The organism is Janthinobacterium sp. HH102 (assembly GCF_001758625.2).
Lineage (GTDB): Bacteria > Pseudomonadota > Gammaproteobacteria > Burkholderiales > Burkholderiaceae_D > Janthinobacterium.
Genome location: NZ_CP062062.1, coordinates 2296101 through 2314478, shown reverse-complemented (window position 1 = coordinate 2314478; position 18378 = coordinate 2296101). Strand labels below are relative to the sequence as shown.

The 18378-nt window shown below is 65.4% G+C and carries 17 protein-coding genes; 5 read left to right on the top strand and 12 right to left on the bottom strand.

The window, feature by feature from the left end:
- Positions 1-2: 2 nt before the first annotated feature.
- The 6 genes from JAB4_RS10585 to JAB4_RS10560 all read right to left on the bottom strand — a co-directional run bounded on the left by JAB4_RS10585 (position 3) and on the right by JAB4_RS10560 (position 4466).
- Positions 3-275 (bottom strand): hypothetical protein, encoded by a 273-nt coding sequence (locus tag JAB4_RS10585; protein WP_070224963.1) that lies wholly within the window; start codon positions 273-275, stop codon positions 3-5.
- 9 nt (positions 276-284) lie between these two features.
- Positions 285-1793: a type II and III secretion system protein family protein gene (locus tag JAB4_RS10580; RefSeq protein ID WP_071650304.1), complete on the bottom strand. Its 1509-nt coding sequence runs from the start codon at positions 1791-1793 to the stop codon at positions 285-287.
- Between the two features lie 25 nt (positions 1794-1818).
- Positions 1819-2652 carry a Flp pilus assembly protein CpaB gene (gene cpaB / locus JAB4_RS10575; protein ID WP_070224961.1) on the bottom strand — a complete coding sequence of 278 codons (834 nt, stop codon included), beginning with the start codon at positions 2650-2652 and terminating at the stop codon, positions 1819-1821.
- Between the two features lie 63 nt (positions 2653-2715).
- A complete protein-coding gene (locus JAB4_RS10570; RefSeq protein WP_083287299.1) occupies positions 2716-3276 on the bottom strand; it encodes an A24 family peptidase in 561 nt (186 codons plus the stop codon).
- 116 nt (positions 3277-3392) lie between these two features.
- Positions 3393-3566, bottom strand: a complete 174-nt coding sequence (locus tag JAB4_RS10565; RefSeq protein ID WP_071650303.1) for a Flp family type IVb pilin — start codon at positions 3564-3566, stop codon at positions 3393-3395.
- Positions 3567-3767: 201 nt separating this feature from the next.
- Positions 3768-4466, bottom strand: coding sequence for a response regulator transcription factor (locus JAB4_RS10560; protein WP_070224960.1), 699 nt, complete (start codon positions 4464-4466; stop codon positions 3768-3770).
- A gap of 558 nt (positions 4467-5024) precedes the next feature.
- Between JAB4_RS10560 and JAB4_RS10555 the strand changes: the two genes are divergently transcribed.
- From JAB4_RS10555 to JAB4_RS10545, 3 genes are read left to right on the top strand one after another with little or no spacing between them, the layout of a single operon-like run.
- A complete protein-coding gene (locus JAB4_RS10555) occupies positions 5025-5513 on the top strand; it encodes a TadE/TadG family type IV pilus assembly protein (RefSeq protein ID WP_070224959.1) in 489 nt (162 codons plus the stop codon).
- Complete coding sequence (locus JAB4_RS10550; RefSeq protein ID WP_070224958.1) at positions 5513-6118, top strand: TadE/TadG family type IV pilus assembly protein; 606 nt, start codon at positions 5513-5515, stop codon at positions 6116-6118. Before JAB4_RS10555 ends, JAB4_RS10550 begins: the two co-directional genes overlap by 1 nt.
- On the top strand, positions 6118-7458 hold the full coding sequence (locus tag JAB4_RS10545; protein ID WP_070224957.1) for a VWA domain-containing protein: 1341 nt from the start codon (positions 6118-6120) through the stop codon (positions 7456-7458). The genes JAB4_RS10550 and JAB4_RS10545 overlap by 1 nt, the downstream gene beginning before the upstream one ends.
- 14 nt (positions 7459-7472) lie before the next feature.
- On the opposite strand, the gene JAB4_RS10540 is transcribed toward JAB4_RS10545, so the two are convergent.
- Positions 7473-9323 (bottom strand): amidohydrolase, encoded by a 1851-nt coding sequence (locus JAB4_RS10540; protein ID WP_070224956.1) that lies wholly within the window; start codon positions 9321-9323, stop codon positions 7473-7475.
- A gap of 67 nt (positions 9324-9390) precedes the next feature.
- On the bottom strand, positions 9391-10044 hold the full coding sequence (locus JAB4_RS10535) for a hydrolase (RefSeq protein WP_070224955.1): 654 nt from the start codon (positions 10042-10044) through the stop codon (positions 9391-9393).
- Positions 10045-10263: 219 nt separating this feature from the next.
- Here JAB4_RS10535 and JAB4_RS10530 point away from each other — a divergent pair, with 219 nt between their 5' ends.
- Positions 10264-10518 (top strand): hypothetical protein, encoded by a 255-nt coding sequence (locus JAB4_RS10530; protein WP_070224954.1) that lies wholly within the window; start codon positions 10264-10266, stop codon positions 10516-10518.
- 15 nt (positions 10519-10533) lie between these two features.
- On the opposite strand, the gene JAB4_RS10525 is transcribed toward JAB4_RS10530, so the two are convergent.
- The 4 genes from JAB4_RS10525 to JAB4_RS10510 form a co-directional block, all read right to left on the bottom strand.
- Positions 10534-12678 carry a TonB-dependent receptor gene (locus JAB4_RS10525; RefSeq protein ID WP_070224953.1) on the bottom strand — a complete coding sequence of 715 codons (2145 nt, stop codon included), beginning with the start codon at positions 12676-12678 and terminating at the stop codon, positions 10534-10536.
- 113 nt (positions 12679-12791) lie between these two features.
- Positions 12792-14348 carry a M23/M56 family metallopeptidase gene (locus tag JAB4_RS10520; protein ID WP_070224952.1) on the bottom strand — a complete coding sequence of 519 codons (1557 nt, stop codon included), beginning with the start codon at positions 14346-14348 and terminating at the stop codon, positions 12792-12794.
- 3 nt (positions 14349-14351) lie between these two features.
- Complete coding sequence (locus JAB4_RS10515) at positions 14352-14729, bottom strand: BlaI/MecI/CopY family transcriptional regulator (RefSeq protein WP_070224951.1); 378 nt, start codon at positions 14727-14729, stop codon at positions 14352-14354.
- 99 nt (positions 14730-14828) lie between these two features.
- Positions 14829-16550, bottom strand: a complete 1722-nt coding sequence (locus JAB4_RS10510) for a methyl-accepting chemotaxis protein (protein ID WP_070224950.1) — start codon at positions 16548-16550, stop codon at positions 14829-14831.
- A gap of 290 nt (positions 16551-16840) precedes the next feature.
- Here JAB4_RS10510 and JAB4_RS10505 point away from each other — a divergent pair, with 290 nt between their 5' ends.
- Complete coding sequence (locus JAB4_RS10505) at positions 16841-18211, top strand: DEAD/DEAH box helicase (protein WP_070224949.1); 1371 nt, start codon at positions 16841-16843, stop codon at positions 18209-18211.
- The last annotated feature ends 167 nt before the right edge of the window (positions 18212-18378 follow it).

Below are 18378 nucleotides of genomic sequence, written 5' to 3'. Positions count from 1 at the left end.
CTTCACTTGCGCGCCCCGACGCCGATGGTGAAGGCGGCCGCTTGCGGCGCGGGTGCGGCAAAGCTTTTCTGGTACGCCGCGTAGGCGGCTTGGGCGGCCTTGCCGTCCAAGCCGGCCACGGGGTCGCGGTTCGCGCCCGCCTGCGGCGACAGCATTTGGCGCTGGCGCAGCTGCGCGACGCTGTGGCCGAACTGGCGGTCCAGGTTCGGCGTGGCGGCGCAGCCGCTGGCGGCCAGGGCGGCCAGCAGTACGGGGAGGAAAACGGCATGCTGCATGGTGTGCTCCTATTGAATGTCCGCGCCGGCCGGCGCTGTCTGCGTGGCCGCGTCCTGCCGCGGCCGTGGCGCGGCGGCGCCTTCCATTTTTCCTTGCAAGAAGAACTCGCCGCGGCTGGGCGCCACGTAGGCATCGGTCGGCAGCACAATTTCACTATCGAGCGGCTTGACCAGGTGCGGCGTGATGATGAAGACGAGCTCGGTGCGGTCCGTCTGGAAATCGCTGCTGCGGAACAGGGCGCCCAGCACGGGAATCTCGCCCAGGAAGGGCAAGGCCTTGATATTGGTCGTCACATTGTTCTTGATCAAACCGCCGACGGCAAAACTCTGGCCGTCGAACAACTGCACCGTCGTGGTGGTGCGCCGCGTGGTAAAGGCCGGCAGCACCGCGTTGGCGGCGGCGCCCCCGCCGGTGGTGATGCCGATGCCTTCGCGGTTCAGCTCCGACACTTCCGGCGCCACCTTCAGGTTGATGCGTCCGCCTTCGAGCACGGTGGGCGTGAACTTGACGGCAATGCCGAATTCCTTTTCTTCCAGCGTGATCTTGTTGGTGGTGCTGTCTTGCGCGACCGGAATGAAAATCTTGCCGCCCGCGAGGAAACTGGCTTCCTGACCACTGATGGCCATGATGTTCGGTTCGGCCAGCACCTTGACCAGGCCGTCGCGCTTTTGCGCATCGAGCGTGAGACCGTTGCCATTCTTGCCGTTGACGGCGCCCAGCTGGCTGGGATGGCCGCTGAGCAAGTTCGACAGCAGGCCGTAGCTCCAGTTGCCGCGCGTGCCGCTGATGCCCACGCTGGCGCCCAGCTGGTCGACCAGGGTCTTCGACACTTCGGCGATCTTCACTTCCAGCATGACCTGCTGCGGCGCCGCGACCGTCAGCATATTGATGACCTTGACGCCGCCGGCGGCATTGGCAGTGCTGGCGGCGCCGTCGGCCGGCGCCGCCGCTTCGCCCGCGCCGCGCTGGGCATAGGCTTGCGCCATCTCGAGGATCTGGCTGGCCTTGACGCTGTCGCTGACCTGCCCCGACAGCACGATGCTGCCGCCGGCCGCGCCCGCCTTGACGGCATGCTCGCCGGGGAAGACATAGGCCAGCTGCGCCTGCAAGCCCTCGACATCGATCTCGACTTCAATATCGACGATCACGGGGCGCTGCTGCCGGTCCCACAGGATCAGGTTGGTGCTGCCCGGGGCCAGGCCCCAGACGAACAGCTGGCTGGACGAGCCCAGCATCCTGGCGCCGGCCACGCGCGGATCGTTGACGGCGATCTGCGACACCGGCAGGCTCAGGCTGCGCAAGGTGGACTTGCCCACGGCAATGCGCACGGGCGCGCCCAGGCGGGCGATATCGGCGCCCAGCGACATGGGCGGCGCCGCGACTGGCGCCATGACGGCCTGCCGGGAAGGCGCCGCCGCGCCGGCGCTGCCAGGCCAGGCCAGGCCCGCGGCCGCGCCGCCCAAGGCCAGGGCCAGGCGCATGCCCGCACTCGAGGCGTGCTTACGAAATGTATTCATCGATCATCCTTGCTTGCCTGCTGATTTAAAATTGCTGGACGCTGGTATCCATGCCCTTGATGACGGTGATGCTGTCGCGCGCGGCAGCGCGTGCCGGCGCCGTCTGACGCCGCGCCGCGCGCACGGGCGCCGCCGCCGGCGCCAGCGCCTTCAATTCCAGCAGCGACTCCTTGGTGGCGCCGCCCGTGTCGGCGGGCGCCGGATCGACCTGGTTGCGCAGCACCAGCGACAGGCTGCCCACGCTGCGCGCCAGGTCCAGCTTTTCCACCTGCTCCGGCGTCAGTTCCAGGGTCACGGCGTTGACCACCTTGGGCTTGTTGTCGTCGCGGCCGGATTCCTGCGCCACGGCCAGCACCAGGATGCGTTCGAGCACGATCTTGGAAATGGCCAGCGGCCCGCCGCCCGCCGGCCTGGCGCGGTCATCCTGCGTATGCACGAGAATGTCGACGAAGTTGCCCGGCAGCGCGAAGCCGGCCACGCCCACCACATCGTTGACGCGCACGGTCATGGCGCGCTTGCCGGCAGCGACGATGGCCGACAGGCCACCGGTGGCGCCGGGCGGCGCGAGCTTGCTTTCCAGCACAGGCTCGCCCCTGCTGACGGCGCTGCGCGTGATGCGCCCGTCCAGCGCGCCGGCCTCGCCAAACGCCCCCGGCGGCATGGCGCCCGCCGGCCAGTCCATGCCGCGCAGCATGGCCGGCGTCACCTTCGCGCCCACGCCGATATCGACCAGCGCGACCATCACCGTCTGGCTGGCCGGCGCGCCCTGCCCTGACATCCAGCGGGCGGCCGCCAGCACGGCGCCGCCCGCCATCAGCAACGCCAGCAGCAGCACGATCGCAACGCGGCTATTTCTCATGATTTGTCCTCTTGGTAAAACATGGGTTTCCGCGCGCACGCGGCCATATCGCTGCCCGGCGCGTCATGCATGGCCGCCGGCCGCCAGGGCCAGGCTGATGGCGGTGCCGGCGGCAATGGCGATCGCGTACGGCAGGCTGCCGCTTGGCAGCGCGGGCGGGCCGACCTGCGGCGCCTCGCCTGCCGCGGCGCGCAGCCAGCCTTGCAGCAGCAATTGCCGGGCATTGGCCAAGGCCTGGCGCAGCGTGCCCTGGCACAGGGCGACGGCCAGCGCCAGCACGCCGCCAGCAAGCAGGCTGCACAGCACGGCAAACACGGCGGGGCGCGGGCCCAGAAACGCCCCCACCATCGCCATCAGCTTGACGTCGCCCGCGCCCAGCGCCTTCAGCGCATACATGGGCAGCAGCAAGCCCAGGCCGACGGCCAAGCCGCCCAAGGCCAGCCACGGCCCGGCCGGCGTCAGCCCTGGCAACGCCAGGCTGTTGAGCAGCACGCCGAGCAAGGCGCCGGAAAAGACCAGCCGGTTGGGAATGCGCCGGCGGCGCACGTCATGCCAGACAGCGGCGGCCAGCAGCCCCCACAAGACTATGGCGGGGCTGAACGTCCAGAAAGAATGAGGGTCCATCGTGTACCTGATGCAAGCCGAGCGCATGACGGCATGCGCATCGTTGGGCGGGAAGCCGGCAGGCCAGTGCGCATGGGCAGCTGGCATGCCGGGGTGCAGCGCGGTGGGCGGGCGTCTTAGATCGCCGCGCCCGTCAACTTGGTGCCGATGGCCTTGAAGGCGCCATCGAGGCCGGTGGTGAAATAGCCGACGGCCGTGACCAGCGCCGCCGCCACGAGCGCAGCGATCAGCGCATATTCGATGGCGGTCACGCCATCTTCTTCGGCGATAAAGTTTTTAATGAAATTCATATTATTCCCTTTCAGGTCAAGTTTTAAACATGATAAAAACTGAAAATACAGTCTGAAAATAAAAACATTCACCTTGTTTTTATTTGCCAATTTCTGATGCGTGTATTTTATATAAACAAACATTAAATCGAATCAGAGAAAAGTCATTTTATGCGCAGTACAAACCATCTTAATTTTTTGTCTACAATCAGGACATATGTACTATCCCTCCGCAGGCAGGGACTCGGCCAGCCGGTTGCGGGTGGCGTACACATATAATTCCAGGCGGTTGGTGACATCTAGCTTGCTGTAGATCGATGTCAGATGATTACGCAAAGTTTGCTCCGAGATAAAAGCGCGCTGGGCTATTGCACGGTTCAGCGCGCCATTTCCTTCCACCATCATGGCAACGATCTTGCGCTCCTTTAGCGTCAGCCTGGCGATCCGCTGCTCTTCCGGATCGGGTGCCGCTTCCGGCTTGTTGAGCACCCCCAGCATGCTGTCGAGCAGCGCCGGAGCCAGGCACAACTCGCCCTGATGCAGGCGGGCGATGGCGTCGACCATTTGCTTGACGGGCGTCTCCTTGCCCACCACCGCGCGCACACCGCTGCGCACGGCGCGTCCGCACTCGGCCTGGTCCTGCGTGCCGCTGAACAGCAATACGCGCGAGACGCCATTGCCGAGCAGCTGCGGCAGATAATCGATGGCGCAGGCGCCGCCGCCGCCGCAGCCCAGATCGGCGTCAAGCACGATGACGTCGGGACACAGGGTCCGGGCCAGCAGCAGCGCGCCGTCGATCTCGGTGGCGCTGGCCACCACCTGCATTGCCGGCTGGGCGCCGGCGAGCAGCTGCTCCAGGCCCCACAGCCAGGTTTTGTGGTCCGACACCAGCATGACGCGTATGACATTTTTTGTTGACATGCTTTACCTCTTAACGTGTAACCCATTCCCTTCGGGGAATGTTGTTGATCCGAATCGGATTGCCAGCCTCGCCCGCGCGCGCCTCTGTTGCCGCGCGCAGGGGAGGAAGTCATGGGGGCACGAAGGAAGAGGCCTTGGGCCGGCACGCGCAAACGCGGTGCGTGACCCACGCCAGCGGTCGCCGCACGCCGGGCGAGTGCCGATGGATGGGCAGCGCGGCCAGGGCGGGCGCCCCGCCGGCGCGCCATCGCTGCTGCCATCGCTGCTGTTGCTTACATTGCAGCATTTTTATTGCATCACCTTGCAAAACAAGTCTTTGCCTGCACGCAGGACAATCCTGACACCAAGCCTGTTTTCATACCCGCGCATATTACTCCCGGCCCTGTAGGGACGGGGGCCGCACACTTGAAATAAGGCGCTTAATTACGATTATCTTGACCTGTAATAATTTAATGGGAAGACATGCCCTTGAAAATCGATATAGAATAATCGCCAGTCAAATGGCGTAATACCATCCGCCCGACATTCTTCATCGCGGCACCTAACCGGATTAATCCCATGCGTTTAAAACAGGCCGATTCCCCTATATTCCGCAAGCAAAGCGGACAGGGCGGCGCCACCTTGCTGGAATTGGCCCTGATAACGCCGGTGTTTCTCATGCTGATAATCGGCATCATTGAATTGAGCATGGCGTATTTTGCCAATATGACCATGCAGCACGCGGTGCGCGAAGGCGCGCGCTATGCCGTCACGGGGGCCAAAGACCTCGACCCCGACAGCGCCAACCAGCAGCGCTACCAGGCCGTGATACAAAAAATACGCGACAGCTCCATGGGCATGTATGACAAGGTCAGCCCCGTGATCTCCGTCAACGGCAGTGATGCGGTCGGCGCCGCCATGTTCGGCCAGGCCGGCGATATCGTCGTCATCTCCGTCGATTGCCGCTGGGCGTTTGCCACGCCGATGATCCGGGCCCTGTTCCGCGACGGCCAGGCGCATTTCGTGGTGGCCGCCACCATGCGCAATGAAAGCTTTGGCGGCCTGTGATGCGCGCCCGCCCTCCTGCGCCGCGCGCCGCGCGCGGCATCGCCGCCGTGGAATTTGCCATCGTTCTGCCGCTGCTGGCGCTGCTGCTGTTCATGCTGGCCGACCTGTCGCGTGCCATCCAGGCCAAGACCATCCTGCTCAACATCAGCCGCGAAGGCGCCAACCTGGCCTCGCGCTCCACGTCCGACCTGAGCGGCTCGGGCCAGGCCATCATGAATGCGCTGGCGGCCACCACCCCGCCGCTGGACATGAACAAGCGCGGCATGATCTACATCACCAAGATCATGGGCTACACGGCAAAGAGCGGCTTGCGCAATATCGTGCTGGAACAGTACCGCTGGGATGCCGGCGCCAGGGCCAGCGGCTACCTACCCGCCAGCCAGGTATGGCAATGCGGCAGCTGGAGCAATGGCACGTGCACCGGCATCGCCAAGGACGAGCATGCCCCCACGGTGGCATTGATGCAGAACCAGCTGGCCGATGGCGAACTGATCTACGCCGTGGAAACGTTCTATGATTTCGACATGCTGTTCGGCACCCTGAACTCTGGCAACAGCACGACGCCCGTGCTGGGCCCCAACCTCACTTCGATGACGGTATTCTGATGCGCATTCCACACAAGCGGCAAAGCGGCCAAGTGCTGATCATGGTGGCGCTGTCGGCCGTCGTCCTGATCGCCTCGGTGGGCCTGGCCGTCGATTCCGCCCTCGGCTACTTCGTCAAGGCCAAGCTCAATGCGGCCGTCGACGCGGCCAGCCTGGCGGCGGCGCGCGGCATTACCGCGGGCAATTCGGAAGCGGAACAGCGGGACAGCGCGCGCCAGTCGGCCAGGGAGTTTTTCGACATCAATTATCCGGACAACTTCCTGCTCTCGACGCCGGTCCTCGATCCCGTCGGCGTGGTGTTCGACAGGGGTACCGTCACCATCGACGTCTCGGCCACCGCCTCGCTGCCCGTCTCGCTGATGGGCGTACTCGGTTTCAAGACCCTGAACGTGTCCGCCAGCGCGCAAACCATCCGCAAGGACCTGGACATGGTGCTGGTGATGGACACGTCGCGTTCGCTGGAAAACAATGCGGACGCCGTGCGGGCGGCAGGCAAGTCCTTCCTGAACAAATTCAATTCCACGGTCGACCGGGTCGGCTTGCTGCATTTCGCTTCGGAAGCGCAAATCGACGTCCCGATCAGGCAGGTCGAGCGCGGTTTCGACCGCGATAGCATGACCATGAAAAATGGAAAGATCGATCAATTCACGTTTGTCGGCGGCACCAATTCTTCCGCCGGCATGTTCCAGGCGCGCAAACAGCTGAACGACATCGCGCAGGTCAACCGCTCCAGCCTGCGCGTCATCGTGTTTTTTTCCGATGGCTCGCCGGCGGCGTTTTCCGCGTACTTTCCCAACAAGGACAACAAATGCAAGGACGCAGGCGGCCTCGCCACCTTTCCGAAACTGCAAAACCCGGCATTGGCGGGCCTGTACAGGATGAAAGTGAGCGACTCGCTCCAATACGGCGATTGCGCCGCCAGTCAGATCACCGGACTTCCCGCATGGTATAACGCGAATAATGACGCGGCGCTGCGCGAGTTTCCCATCGTCACCAATACGCCCCGCGTCGTGACTTCTTCCACCGCAACGGCGCAAGCGCAGTGGACGAATGTGCACCGCGCCTCGCGCAACCTGGTTGAAGCGATGGCGGCAAAAGCGCGCCAGGAAGGCATTTTTGTCTTTACCCTGGGCATGGGCGCCTCGCTGAAAACCAAGGAAGGGCCGGACAACGAGCTGGGCGAAGACTTGCTGCGCTGCCTGGCCAACACGACCGATGCAAAAGCGGCTTGCCGCAAGCCGGCCGAACCCGTGGGCCTGTACTGCTATGCGGCCACCGAAAGCGAGCTGAGCCCATGTTTCACGCGGCTCGCCTCGGCCATCCTGCGCATTTCCAAATAAGGCCAGGCCGCCCTCTAGAAGGCGAAACAGCTGCAGCCCAAGGTGCCCCAGAAGCCGGAAAAGTCACTGATCGGCACGGCCGACTTGCGCGCCCGGTCGTGCGCATGCGCATGCACGCCGCAGGCGCCCGCGCACTGGTGCGGCAGCATGGCTTGCGCCGGCCTGGCCGCGGGCCGGTAATGGCCGGGCACCGTGCGCACGGGCGACCACTCGGGCAGCACGGGAATGGGCGGCGGCGCCAGGGTCGTGAATTCCGCCTGGCCGTAGACGACCTTGCCGCCCACCATGGTCAGCACGGATTCGATGGACTTGATCGCCTCTTCCGGCACCGTAAAGTAATCGGCCGACAGCACGCTCAAATCAGCCAGCATGCCCTCGCGGATGCGCCCCTTCTTGCCCTGCTCGCTGGAGAACCAGGCGCTGCCCGCCGTCCACAGCTCCAGCGCCGTGTCGCGCGACAACCTGCCCGCCACATCCGTCAGGGCCAGGCCGCCCACGGTGCGCCCCGAAACCAGCCAGTACAGCGCCGTCCACGGATTGTAGCTGGCGACCCTGGTCGCATCCGTGCCGCCGCCGACGGGCACGCCCGCGTCCAGCATGCGCTGCACGGGCGGCGTGGCCTTCGCCGCCTCCGCGCCATAACGCTCGACGAAATACTCGCCCTGGAAAGCCATGCGGTGCTGGATGGCCAGGCCGCCGCCCAGCGCTTTCACGCGGTCGATATTTTTCGGGCTGATGGTTTCCGCGTGGTCGAACAGCCAGTGCAGGCCGCCGAACGGCGTGTCGCGGTTGACCTTTTCAAACACGTCGAGCATGCGGCCGATCGATTCGTCATAGGTGGCGTGCAGGCGGAACGGCCAGCGCTGCTCGACCAGGTGGCGCACGACCTTTTCCAGTTCGTCTTCCATGCCGGCCGCCAGCTCGGGGCGCGGCTCGAGGAAATCCTCGAAGTCGGCGGCGGAAAACACCAGCATTTCGCCTGCGCCGTTGTGGCGGTAAAAATCGGTGCCGTCGCCGGGTTTCACCATGCCCGTCCACTTCTGGAAGTCCTGCAATTCCGCGCCCTTGTTTTGCGTGAACAGGTTGTAGGCGATACGGATGGTCAGCTGCTCTTTTTGCGCCAGCTCGTCGACGACCGCGTAGTCTTCCGGATAATTCTGGAAGCCGCCGCCCGCGTCGATGGCGCTGGTGATGCCGAGGCGATTGAGTTCGCGCATGAACTGGCGCGTGGAGTTCACCTGCAATTCCAGCGGCAGCTTGGGGCCTTTCGCCAGGGTCGCATACAGGATCATGGCGTTCGGCCGGGCGATCAGCAAGCCCGTGGGATTGCCCGATGCATCGCGCACGATCTCGCCGCCGGGCGGGTTCGGCGTATTTTTATCGTAGCCGACGGCGCGCAGGGCCGCGCGGTTGAGCAAGGCGCGGTCGTACAGGTGCAGGATGAAAACGGGTGTGTCGGGCGCAGCTGCATTGATCTCATCGAGGGTGGGCATGCGCTTTTCCGCGAACTGGAATTCCGTCCAGCCGCCCACCACGCGCACCCATTGCGGGTGCGGCGTGCGCAAGGCCTGTTCCTTCAACATGCGCAGGGCGTCGGCCAGCGAGGGCACGCCTTCCCAACGCAATTCCAGGTTGTAGTTCAAGCCGCCGCGGATCAGGTGCAGGTGCGAGTCGTTCAGACCGGGAATCACCGTGCGGCCACCCAGGTCGATCAGCTGCGTGGCGGGACCGCGATGACGGATCACGTCTTCGACGTCGCCCACGGCGAGGAATTTGCCATCGGCGATGGCGACGGCGGACGCCAGCGGCTGCGTCCTGTCGACCGTGTGGAAACGGCCATTGAGCAAGATCGTGTTTGCGTGCATGGGAACTCCCGGATCAGGTGAAAACACGGCCCCGCCGGCGGGCGGCAGAGCCGGAGTCAGTGAAAAATCAATGGCCTTCGCTGGCGTTGAACATGGATTTGGCGTAGATCAAGCCCAGGCCATAGCCGCCGCCGTGCGCCACGGCCGTCGCCACCGTCTCGTTGTAGGTCTCGCCGCGGGCCCAGTCGCGCTGCAGTTCCAGCAGGTATTGCACGGACGTCATGGGCTGCGCGCCCGCCTGTATCATGCGCTGCATGGCCATCGCATGGGCTTCGTCGGAGACGTCGCCGCTGGCGTCGGCGATCACGTACACCTCGAAGCCCTGCTCCAGCGCCGACAGCGCAGGGCCCACGATGCAGACGGACGTCCACAGGCCGGCCAGCACGATCTTGCCCTTGCCGTAGCCATTGACCTTGTCGGCGATGCGCGCGTCTTCCCAGGTATTCATGCTGGTGCGGTCGATCGGCGCCTGCTCGGGGAAGACGGACTGGATCTCGTCAAAAATAGGGCCGGAGAACGATTTGGCGGCCACCGTCGTCAGAATCGTCGGCACCTTGAATTGCGCCGCCGCCTTGGCCACCAGGGCCGCATTGTTGCGCAGCAAGGCCAGGTCGATCGAACGGGTGGCGAACGCCATCTGCGACTGGTGGTCAATCATGATCAGGGTATGATCGTTGGGAGTCAGCAGTTTGTGGGCGGCTTGGGCGGTGGCGATAGGCATGATGTTTTCCTTAGTGAAAATAATTGAATATGAAAAAAGAGAGGTACTTGTACGGCATTTCTGCTCCTGCCCTTGCGTCACGCTGTGTGTGCCGGGCCAGTGCTATGCAGTATGGACGAGATACTTTGAAAACAAAAACGGAAAGAATGCCAAGCTATGTGCAATTTTTTCGATAATGAAAAATAGCCGCTGCGGCGGCCTGTCAATCAAGGAGAAAACATGGGATTTGAATTCAGGATCGCGGCAAGCCTGGCGCCGCGCCAGCGCCAGCACCTCGAACAGCTGCTGGCGGCACTGCCGCAGGCGCCGCGCGTAACCGGCGCCGCCATGCCCGACACCGACGCCAGGCTGACGGACGCCGGCCTGTATATATGCCAGCACCTGCGCCCCGACCCGTGGCACGGCCTGGACGCCGTGCGCGGCTACCTCGAGGCGCAGGGCGTCAGCTACACCGTCGACGAGATCGACGACTAGGCTGGCTACAGCTGGCTACAGGGTTCCCTCCAGCATCAGCCGCCAGGTGCGGTAGCTGCCCGTATCGACCGTGCGCAGCAGGCTGCGCGCGCCATCCGCATACAGGCTGCGCGTGCGGTAATCCTGCCCCAGCAGGTTGGCGCCCGACAGGCGCAGGCGCAGCCTGTCGCTGACTTTCCATAGCGCGTACATATCGAGTTCGCGCTTGCCGCCCTGCCAGGCCAGCAGCTGGCCGGACTCGCGCGAGCGCCCTCCCGCCTGGTAATTCAGGTCGACGCCCAGGCTCAGGGGCAGGCGGGCCAGCTGGTAGTCCCCTCCCACGTTGGCGCTCCACGGCAATTGGCTGTCGAGGCGGCTATCGGGGCCGGGCACGGCATCGAGCCTCGACCAGTTGCGCGCCGCGTTGGCCCGCAAGTCCAGCGCGGGAGCGCCCGCCCACAGCGCCGTCAAGGGCAGCTTCGCTTCCAGCGCGATCGAGCGCACGGCGGCATGGCCATGGTTGACGGGCGTGCTCACCCAGCGCCCGTTGTCCTGGTACAGGCGCTCCAGCGTCACGTCGCTGATGCGCCGCAGCGAGGCGCTGGCGCCCAGCATGGCGCCCGCGCCCGGATAGTATTCATAGGCGGCATCAAGGCCCCAGGCCAGCTCCGGGCGCAGCGCCGGATTGCCCTGGGTGTCGGGATTCGTGGGACTGTTGCCATTGTCGACCGTGTACGGGCGCGGGATCAGCTCGAAAATCTGCGGCGCCTTGTAGGTGCGCGTAACGGCCAGGCGCACCTGCTGCTTGCCGCCGGACTTCCACAGGCTTTGCAGCAAGGGGCTCCATACCTGCGCGCGCACGTCGACCGGCTCGCCGCCGCCCGTGGCGCTGGCCGTGCGCCAGGTTTCCCAGCGCAAGCCCAGGTACAGCGACCAATGCGCGGACAGTTCCCATTCATCCTGCGCGAACAGGGCCAGGCGCCGCACTGTGGCAGCATAGTCTTCGTCGCTGAGCACGGGCGGCCCGCCCGGCTCCAGCTGGCGTTCGCGGCGAAAATCCGTGCGCCGCCGGTGCCCCGCATCCCAACCCGCCGCCAGCGTGTGGTATTCGCCCAGCGCGCGGCGGTAGGTGCCGCTCGCCTGCACGCCCACCTCGTCCAGGCCCGAATCGACCAGGCGCGTGATGCCCTGTCCCGGCGCCGCGCCGCGGCCCAGGAACTGATAATCATTGGCGCGGTGATTGATGCTGGCGCCCAGCTTCACGTCGAGACTGGCGCCATGGCCGAGCTTGCGCAGCCAGTGCAGGTCGCTGCGCACGGTGCTGCTGTCCTGGTTGAAATGGGCCTGGTTCTCCGGATAGGCGGTCGTGCCGCCCAGGTAAGCCGTTTCCTGCGCGTGGCGGCGGCTGGCCAGGCGGCGCACGTTGACCAGGCTTTGCCAGGCCAGGCTGCCCTCCCCCGCCAGCGCCCATTGCACGCGGGGCGCCAACTCGATGGCGTCGCTCGTCACGCGCTCGGTGAGCGGCACGTGGCGCACCACCGTGGGCGCGCCCGCTGCGTCGAATTCGCGGCTCCACTCGTCGAGCAGCGCTTCGCGTCCCGTATGGCTGAGCGTGCCGGCCAGCGCGTACGACCGGCGTCCATCCTTGTCCGACCACTGCACGGTGGCGCTGCCGGCGGGCATGCCGTGGCTGGCGGACGCGCCCAGCTTGAACGTGCGTTCGCGCCGCCCGCCCGACTTTTTCAGCACGATGTTGATGGAACCGGCGATCGCCTGGGTGGAAAATTCCGCCGTGGCGGCGCGCATGATTTCCACGCGCTCGACCAGTTCCGGGTCCAGGGCGTCGAGCGAAAAGCCGGGCGCCACGGGCACGCCATCGAGCATGATCAAGGTATAGCCCTGGCCCAGCCCGCGCATCTGGATTTGCCCGCCAGCGGCGCCCGCAGCCGCGCCGGATGGCCCGCCGATGGAAATGCCGGGCAGGCGCTTCAGGGCGTCGGACAGCACGCGGTCGCCCTGGCGTATCAATTCATCGTGGCCGACGACGATGGCGGCGACGGTGTCGTTGCGGCGCTGCTCCACTTTACCGGCATGGACCGTCACGGAAGGGAGAATGTCTTCGGCACGGACGTGCGCCGTCAACGGCAGCGCGAGGCTGCACAACAAGATACTCAATCGCATGGGGATTCCCGAAGAAAGGATATTTCAGTGAAAACCAAGAGCCTCACGCCGGGGCAGACCCTGCCGAGTCCGCCCCCGTTTGTTGTTCCTGGGTGACAAAATACCGTACGGCGTCAGCGGCCGAACTGCTCCTTGCGCATGCGCAAGGCCCGTTCGCTGGCGTTGGCATCCAGGCCGGCCAGCCAGCGCTGCGGATCTTGCACGCGGCCGTCCTGGCGTACCTGGAAGTGCAGGTGCGGCCCCGTCGCGCGGCCCGTGTCGCCCACCGTGCCGATGCGCTGGCCGGCCTCGACGATGGCGCCGTCTTCCAGCGCGACGCTGTCGAGGTGGACGTATACCGATTGCAGTCCGCCGCCATGGGCGATGTGCACGGCCTTGCCCAGCCAGTCGTCCTGCGTCACCGTGGCGATGCCATCGGCCACTGCCTGCACGGACGTGCCGCGCCGCGCCGCCAGGTCAATCCCGCGCAAGCCCTTCTGCGTGATGGGGCGCACCACGCCAAAGAAACCCGTGACGCGCATGGTGGCGAGCGGATTGCGCCACGGCGCATGGGCAGGTGCCGTGGCCGGAAGCGGGGCCGGGCTGGCAAAGGACGCGGCCGATGTCCAGGCCCGTGCGGGCTGTAAGGCCGGTGCCGGTTGTAAAGCCAGTGCCGGCTGCAAGGCCACGCTGGCCGCACCCAGTGCGCACAGGACCAGGCCCATGGCCAGCCGGGCGCGCCAGTGCATACTGGCGGCGCTGCTGTCGCGCATGCGGGCCACGCGCTCCAGCATGCTGTCGGGTTGGCCGCCAAACGCCAGGCCGGCAGGGGCACGGGTTTGCAGGCCCAGCTGGCGCACCAAGGCGGCCGCATATTCGCGGCGCTGCTGCTGCGAACGTCCAGCCAGCACATGGCGGTCGCAGCCCAGTTCCTGCGCCCAGGCCAGCTTGCCTGCGAGCCAGCGCGCTGCCGGGTTGAACCACAACAGCAGTTGCACGCCGCTGGCCAGCAGCTGGAGCATGGGATCGCGCCGGCGCGCATGCGTCAGTTCGTGTTCGATGACCAGTTGTTGCTGCTCGGCCGTAAATTGCCGCAAATGCGCGGGCAACAGCAAACGTTGCCGCCACACGCCCACCAGCATGGCCGAGATGGGCGCGTCGATTTCCAGTACGGCGGTGCGCTGGGCTTGCAGCTGGCGCAGTTGCGCCGGCGCAAACGCGCCATGCGCGGCCAGGGCTGCCGGCGCCAGCGGCTGCGCCGCCTGGAGCAAGGCCCGCAGTGCGCTGCGGCTACGCCAGCGGCGCCACGCCAGCACGGACAGAACCAGCGGATACACGCCCAGCCAGATCGTGGCCAGCATGCTCAGCCAGGCCGTCACCGATGGCGCTTCGACCAGCGGCGCTGGCATGGGCGCGGGCGCGGGCGCGGCCATCGGCAAAACCGCCTCGGGCGCTGCCTGCGCGGCGGCGGGCAAGCTGAACTCGGGAACCACGCTGATCTGCTGGCCCTGCGGCAACAGCGGCAGCAGGAACACGGCGGCCAGCACCAGCGCGGCCGCCAGCCACACGCTGCGCTGGGCGGCCAGCGCGGGCCAGCGCCCCTGCGCCAGGTGCAGCAAGCCTTGCAGCAGCAAGCCGGCGAACAGGCAGGCGGCCGTCGCCTGCAACAAGGTCAGGGCGAACAGGGTCATGGCCTATTCCTTCGCGTCCGCAGGCCAGTCCTGCAGCAGCTGCTCCAGCGCCGCCAGCTCCTGCTGGTCCACCAGTTTGCTGCCCGTAAACATACTGACCGGCAAGGGACTGTCGATTTCCATCACGCGCCGGCCAAAGTCGTGGGCGAACGCGGCCAGGGTGGCTACCTTGTCCACGTTCGCTTCATACACGAGCACGCCGTGCACGCTGCGCTGCAGCAGCATGCCCTTGTCCAGCATGCGCTCGAGCGTCTTGCGCGTTGACGAAAAAGACCAGCCCAGCTCTTCTTCCACGCGGGCATGCAATTCGCGCGCGGACAGCGGGTGGTCTTTCCACAAGGCTTTCAATAACGACAGTTCGGTGACGGAGGGCGTGTTCATGATGCATCCTTTGAGTGACTATTGACACAATTATGCGACAACAGTCACACGCACGCAAGCGGTATTTGCGACAGGTGTCGCATGCACTGGGCGCCTGTGCTAAAACTCGTCCCACTCATCGTCCCCCGGACGCTGTTTGCCGGCTGGAACTTGCGGCGCATGGCGCGCTGCGGGCTTGACGCTCAGGCGGGCGGGCGCGCGCGCCGCCTTGAGCGGCACGGGACGGCGCACGGCGGGCCGAGGTGACGGCGCCGCGATGGCGTCCACCTGCGCCGTCCTGAACACGCTCACCGCATCGGCCAGCCGCGCCGCCTGCTCCTGCATGGCTTCCGCAGCCGCGGCGGCCTCTTCCACCAATGAAGCGTTTTGCTGGGTCACATGGTCCATTTCGCTGATCGCCTGGTTGACTTGCTCGATGCCGGCCCGCTGCTCATCGCTGGCAGCCGAGATATGCCCGACGATGCTGCTGACCTTGTGCACGCTGTCGACGATCTCGTGCATGGTGTGGCCCGCTTCGTCGACCAGGCGCGCGCCGCTCTCCACCTGCGCGACGGAATCGTTGATCAGGGCCTTGATTTCCTTCGCCGCGCCAGCGGATCTTTGGGCCAGGTTGCGCACTTCCGTGGCGACGACGGCAAAGCCGCGCCCCTGCTCGCCCGCCCGGGCCGCCTCGACGGCCGCGTTCAGGGCCAGGATATTCGTCTGGAAGGCGATGCCGTCGATCACGGCGATGATGTCGACGATCTTGCGCGACGAGTCGTTGATCGAGCCCATGGTGTCGACCACCTGCGCCACCACGCTGCCGCCCTTGCCCGCCACGGCGGAAGCCGACGCCGCCAGGCCGTTGGCTTCATGGGCATTCTGCGCGTTCTGCTGTACCGTGCCGGTCAGTTCTTCCATCGACGAGGCCGTCTCTTCCAGCGAACTGGCCTGCTGTTCCGTGCGCGCCGACAGGTCGAGGTTGCCCGAAGCGATCTGGCGCGAGGCCGTGGCGATGGCCTGCGTGCCGCCGCGCACCTCGGTGACGATGCGCAGCAGGCTGGCCGTCATCTCCTTCAATGCCTGCATCAGCTCGCCTGTCTCATCCTTCGAGCGCACTTCCACCTGTACCGTCAGGTCGCCCTGCGCCACCTGCCTGGCCACGTCGATGGCTGAACGCAGCGGCCCGCTGATGTTGCGCGCCAGCCACCAGGCGATCAGGGCGGCCAGGATCAGCGCCGCCGCGCCGCCGCCCAGCAAGGTCCAGTGCGTGCGCGCCTGCAAGGCCGCCGCCGCTTCCGAACGCTGCGCCAGCAGCACCGTTTCCGCCTGGCTGATCTCGCCCAGCAATGCGCGCATGGCATCCATGCCCTGCTTGCCCCGGCCCTCCTTTTCCAGCGCCAGCACGGGCTCGATGGCCGCCGTGCCCTGCGCCACGGCGCGCCGCATGGCGATCACGGGTTCGAGCGCGCCGGCCAGCCAGGCTTGCTTGGCGGCATCGAGCTTCGCCAGGCGCTCCTGCTGGGCAGGATTGTCGCTGGTCAGGGCGCGCGCCTTGTCCAGATGCGCGCCGAACGCGGCCTGCCCCGCCTTGTACGGTTCCAGCGAGGCCTCCGCACCCGTGATCACATAGCCGCGCTGCCCCGTTTCCATATTGATCAGGCTTTCCAGGATCGCGCTGTTTTCAGCGAGTACCTGGTAAGTGTGGGTATTGATGGCATTGGCGTCGGCCAGCCGCGAGACGTTCAATGTGGCGACGGTGACCAGGGCGGCCAGCAACAGGACAATGGTGGCAAAACCGCCGTACAGGCGGGTGGCGATGCGAAGATCGGCAATACGCATGATAGTCCTCCGGGAGTGAACACTCCGGCGCCACGGCGAGTCCCGCAGATGGAGTGCTACAGGCAATAATAATGAAAAACGGTATGCAAAGGCGCACCGTGGCCATGTATTTCTTTTACCTGTGGTATTGCATACTTTAAACAAACTCGGCGGTTTTTTGCCATGCTGTTATACTTCGCGTGTGCGGCACATATGACCAGTCCCCTTGCCGCTGTCTTTCGACCCCTAATCTGATTGCCTGCGACTGGCGCCCCACGATGGCGACAGGCCGATCTCACAATAAAGTTACCATGTCCTTTTCCTCCCTCGGATTGTCCGACGCTATCGTACGTGCCGTTACCGAACACGGCTACACCGTGCCGACCCCGATCCAGTCGCAGGCGATTCCCGCCGTGCTCGCTGGCGGCGACTTGCTGGCCGGTGCACAAACCGGTACCGGCAAGACGGCCGGCTTTACCCTGCCCGTGCTGCACCGCCTGTCGACCGACAAGAATGGCGCTGCCATCACCAGCAACACCTCGACGCGCCCGATCCGCGCCCTGATCCTGGCACCGACGCGCGAACTCGCCGCGCAGGTCGAGGAAAGCGTGCGCGCCTACAGCAAGTACACCAAGCTGAACTCCACCGTGATCTTCGGCGGCGTCGGCATCAACCCGCAAATCAAGCAGCTCAAGCATGGCGTCGACATTCTCGTCGCCACGCCGGGCCGTTTGCTCGACCACATGGGTCAGGGCACCGTCGACCTGTCGAAAGTGGAAATCCTGATCCTGGACGAAGCCGACCGCATGCTCGACATGGGTTTCATCCGCGACATCAAGAAAGTGCTGGCCGTGCTGCCGCCGAAACGCCAGAACCTGCTGTTCTCGGCCACGTTCTCGGAAGAGATCAAGGCCCTGGCCGACGGCTTGCTGAACAAGCCGGCCATGATCGAAGTGGCGCGCCGCAATTCGACCGTGGAAGTGATCAAGCAAAAGATCCATCCCGTCGACCGCGACAAGAAGCACCCGATGCTGTCCTACCTGATCAAGTCGAACAACTGGACGCAAGTGCTGGTCTTTACGCGCACCAAGCATGGCGCGAATAAACTGGTCGAGCAGCTGGGCGCGGACGGCATCGGCGCCTTGGCCATCCACGGCAACAAGAGCCAGTCGGCGCGCACGCGCGCCCTGTCGGAATTTAAAGATGGCACCCTGCAAGTGCTGGTCGCCACCGACATCGCCGCGCGCGGTATCGATATCGACCAGTTGCCGCACGTCGTCAACTACGACTTGCCGAACATTCCGGAAGACTATGTGCACCGTATCGGCCGCACGGGCCGTGCCGGCGCCAAGGGCGAAGCCGTGTCGCTGGTCTGCGTGGACGAGCACGAAATGTTGAAAGACATCGAAAAGCTGATCAAGCAAACCCTGCCGCGTGAAGTCATCCCCGGCTTCGAGCCGGACCTGAACGCCCGCGCCCAGCCTGTGCAATTGCGCAGCGGCACCGGCGGCCACCGCAACAACAGCCGCGCGCCAGCCGGCGCCGTCGTGCGCGTAAAAACGGGCGGCAGCGGCGCCAAGCCACGCAGCGCCGGCCCATCGGGCGGCGGTGGCGGCGGCAACCGTTCGGGCAATGCGCCGCGTTCGGCCGCCTCCCACCGCTCCGGCGGCCGCGGCCGCTAAAACGCGGCCTGAAAGCTACTGCGCGGGGCGCTATTGCGTTTGCGTTGCTCGCCGTACTCCAGTACGGCTGCGCTACTCGACGCAATATCACTCCCGCTCGCTACGCTTTCAGGCGGCGTTTGTCTTTGTTAAAAAGACGAAAAAAACCGTTCCAGGACTTGCTTCTG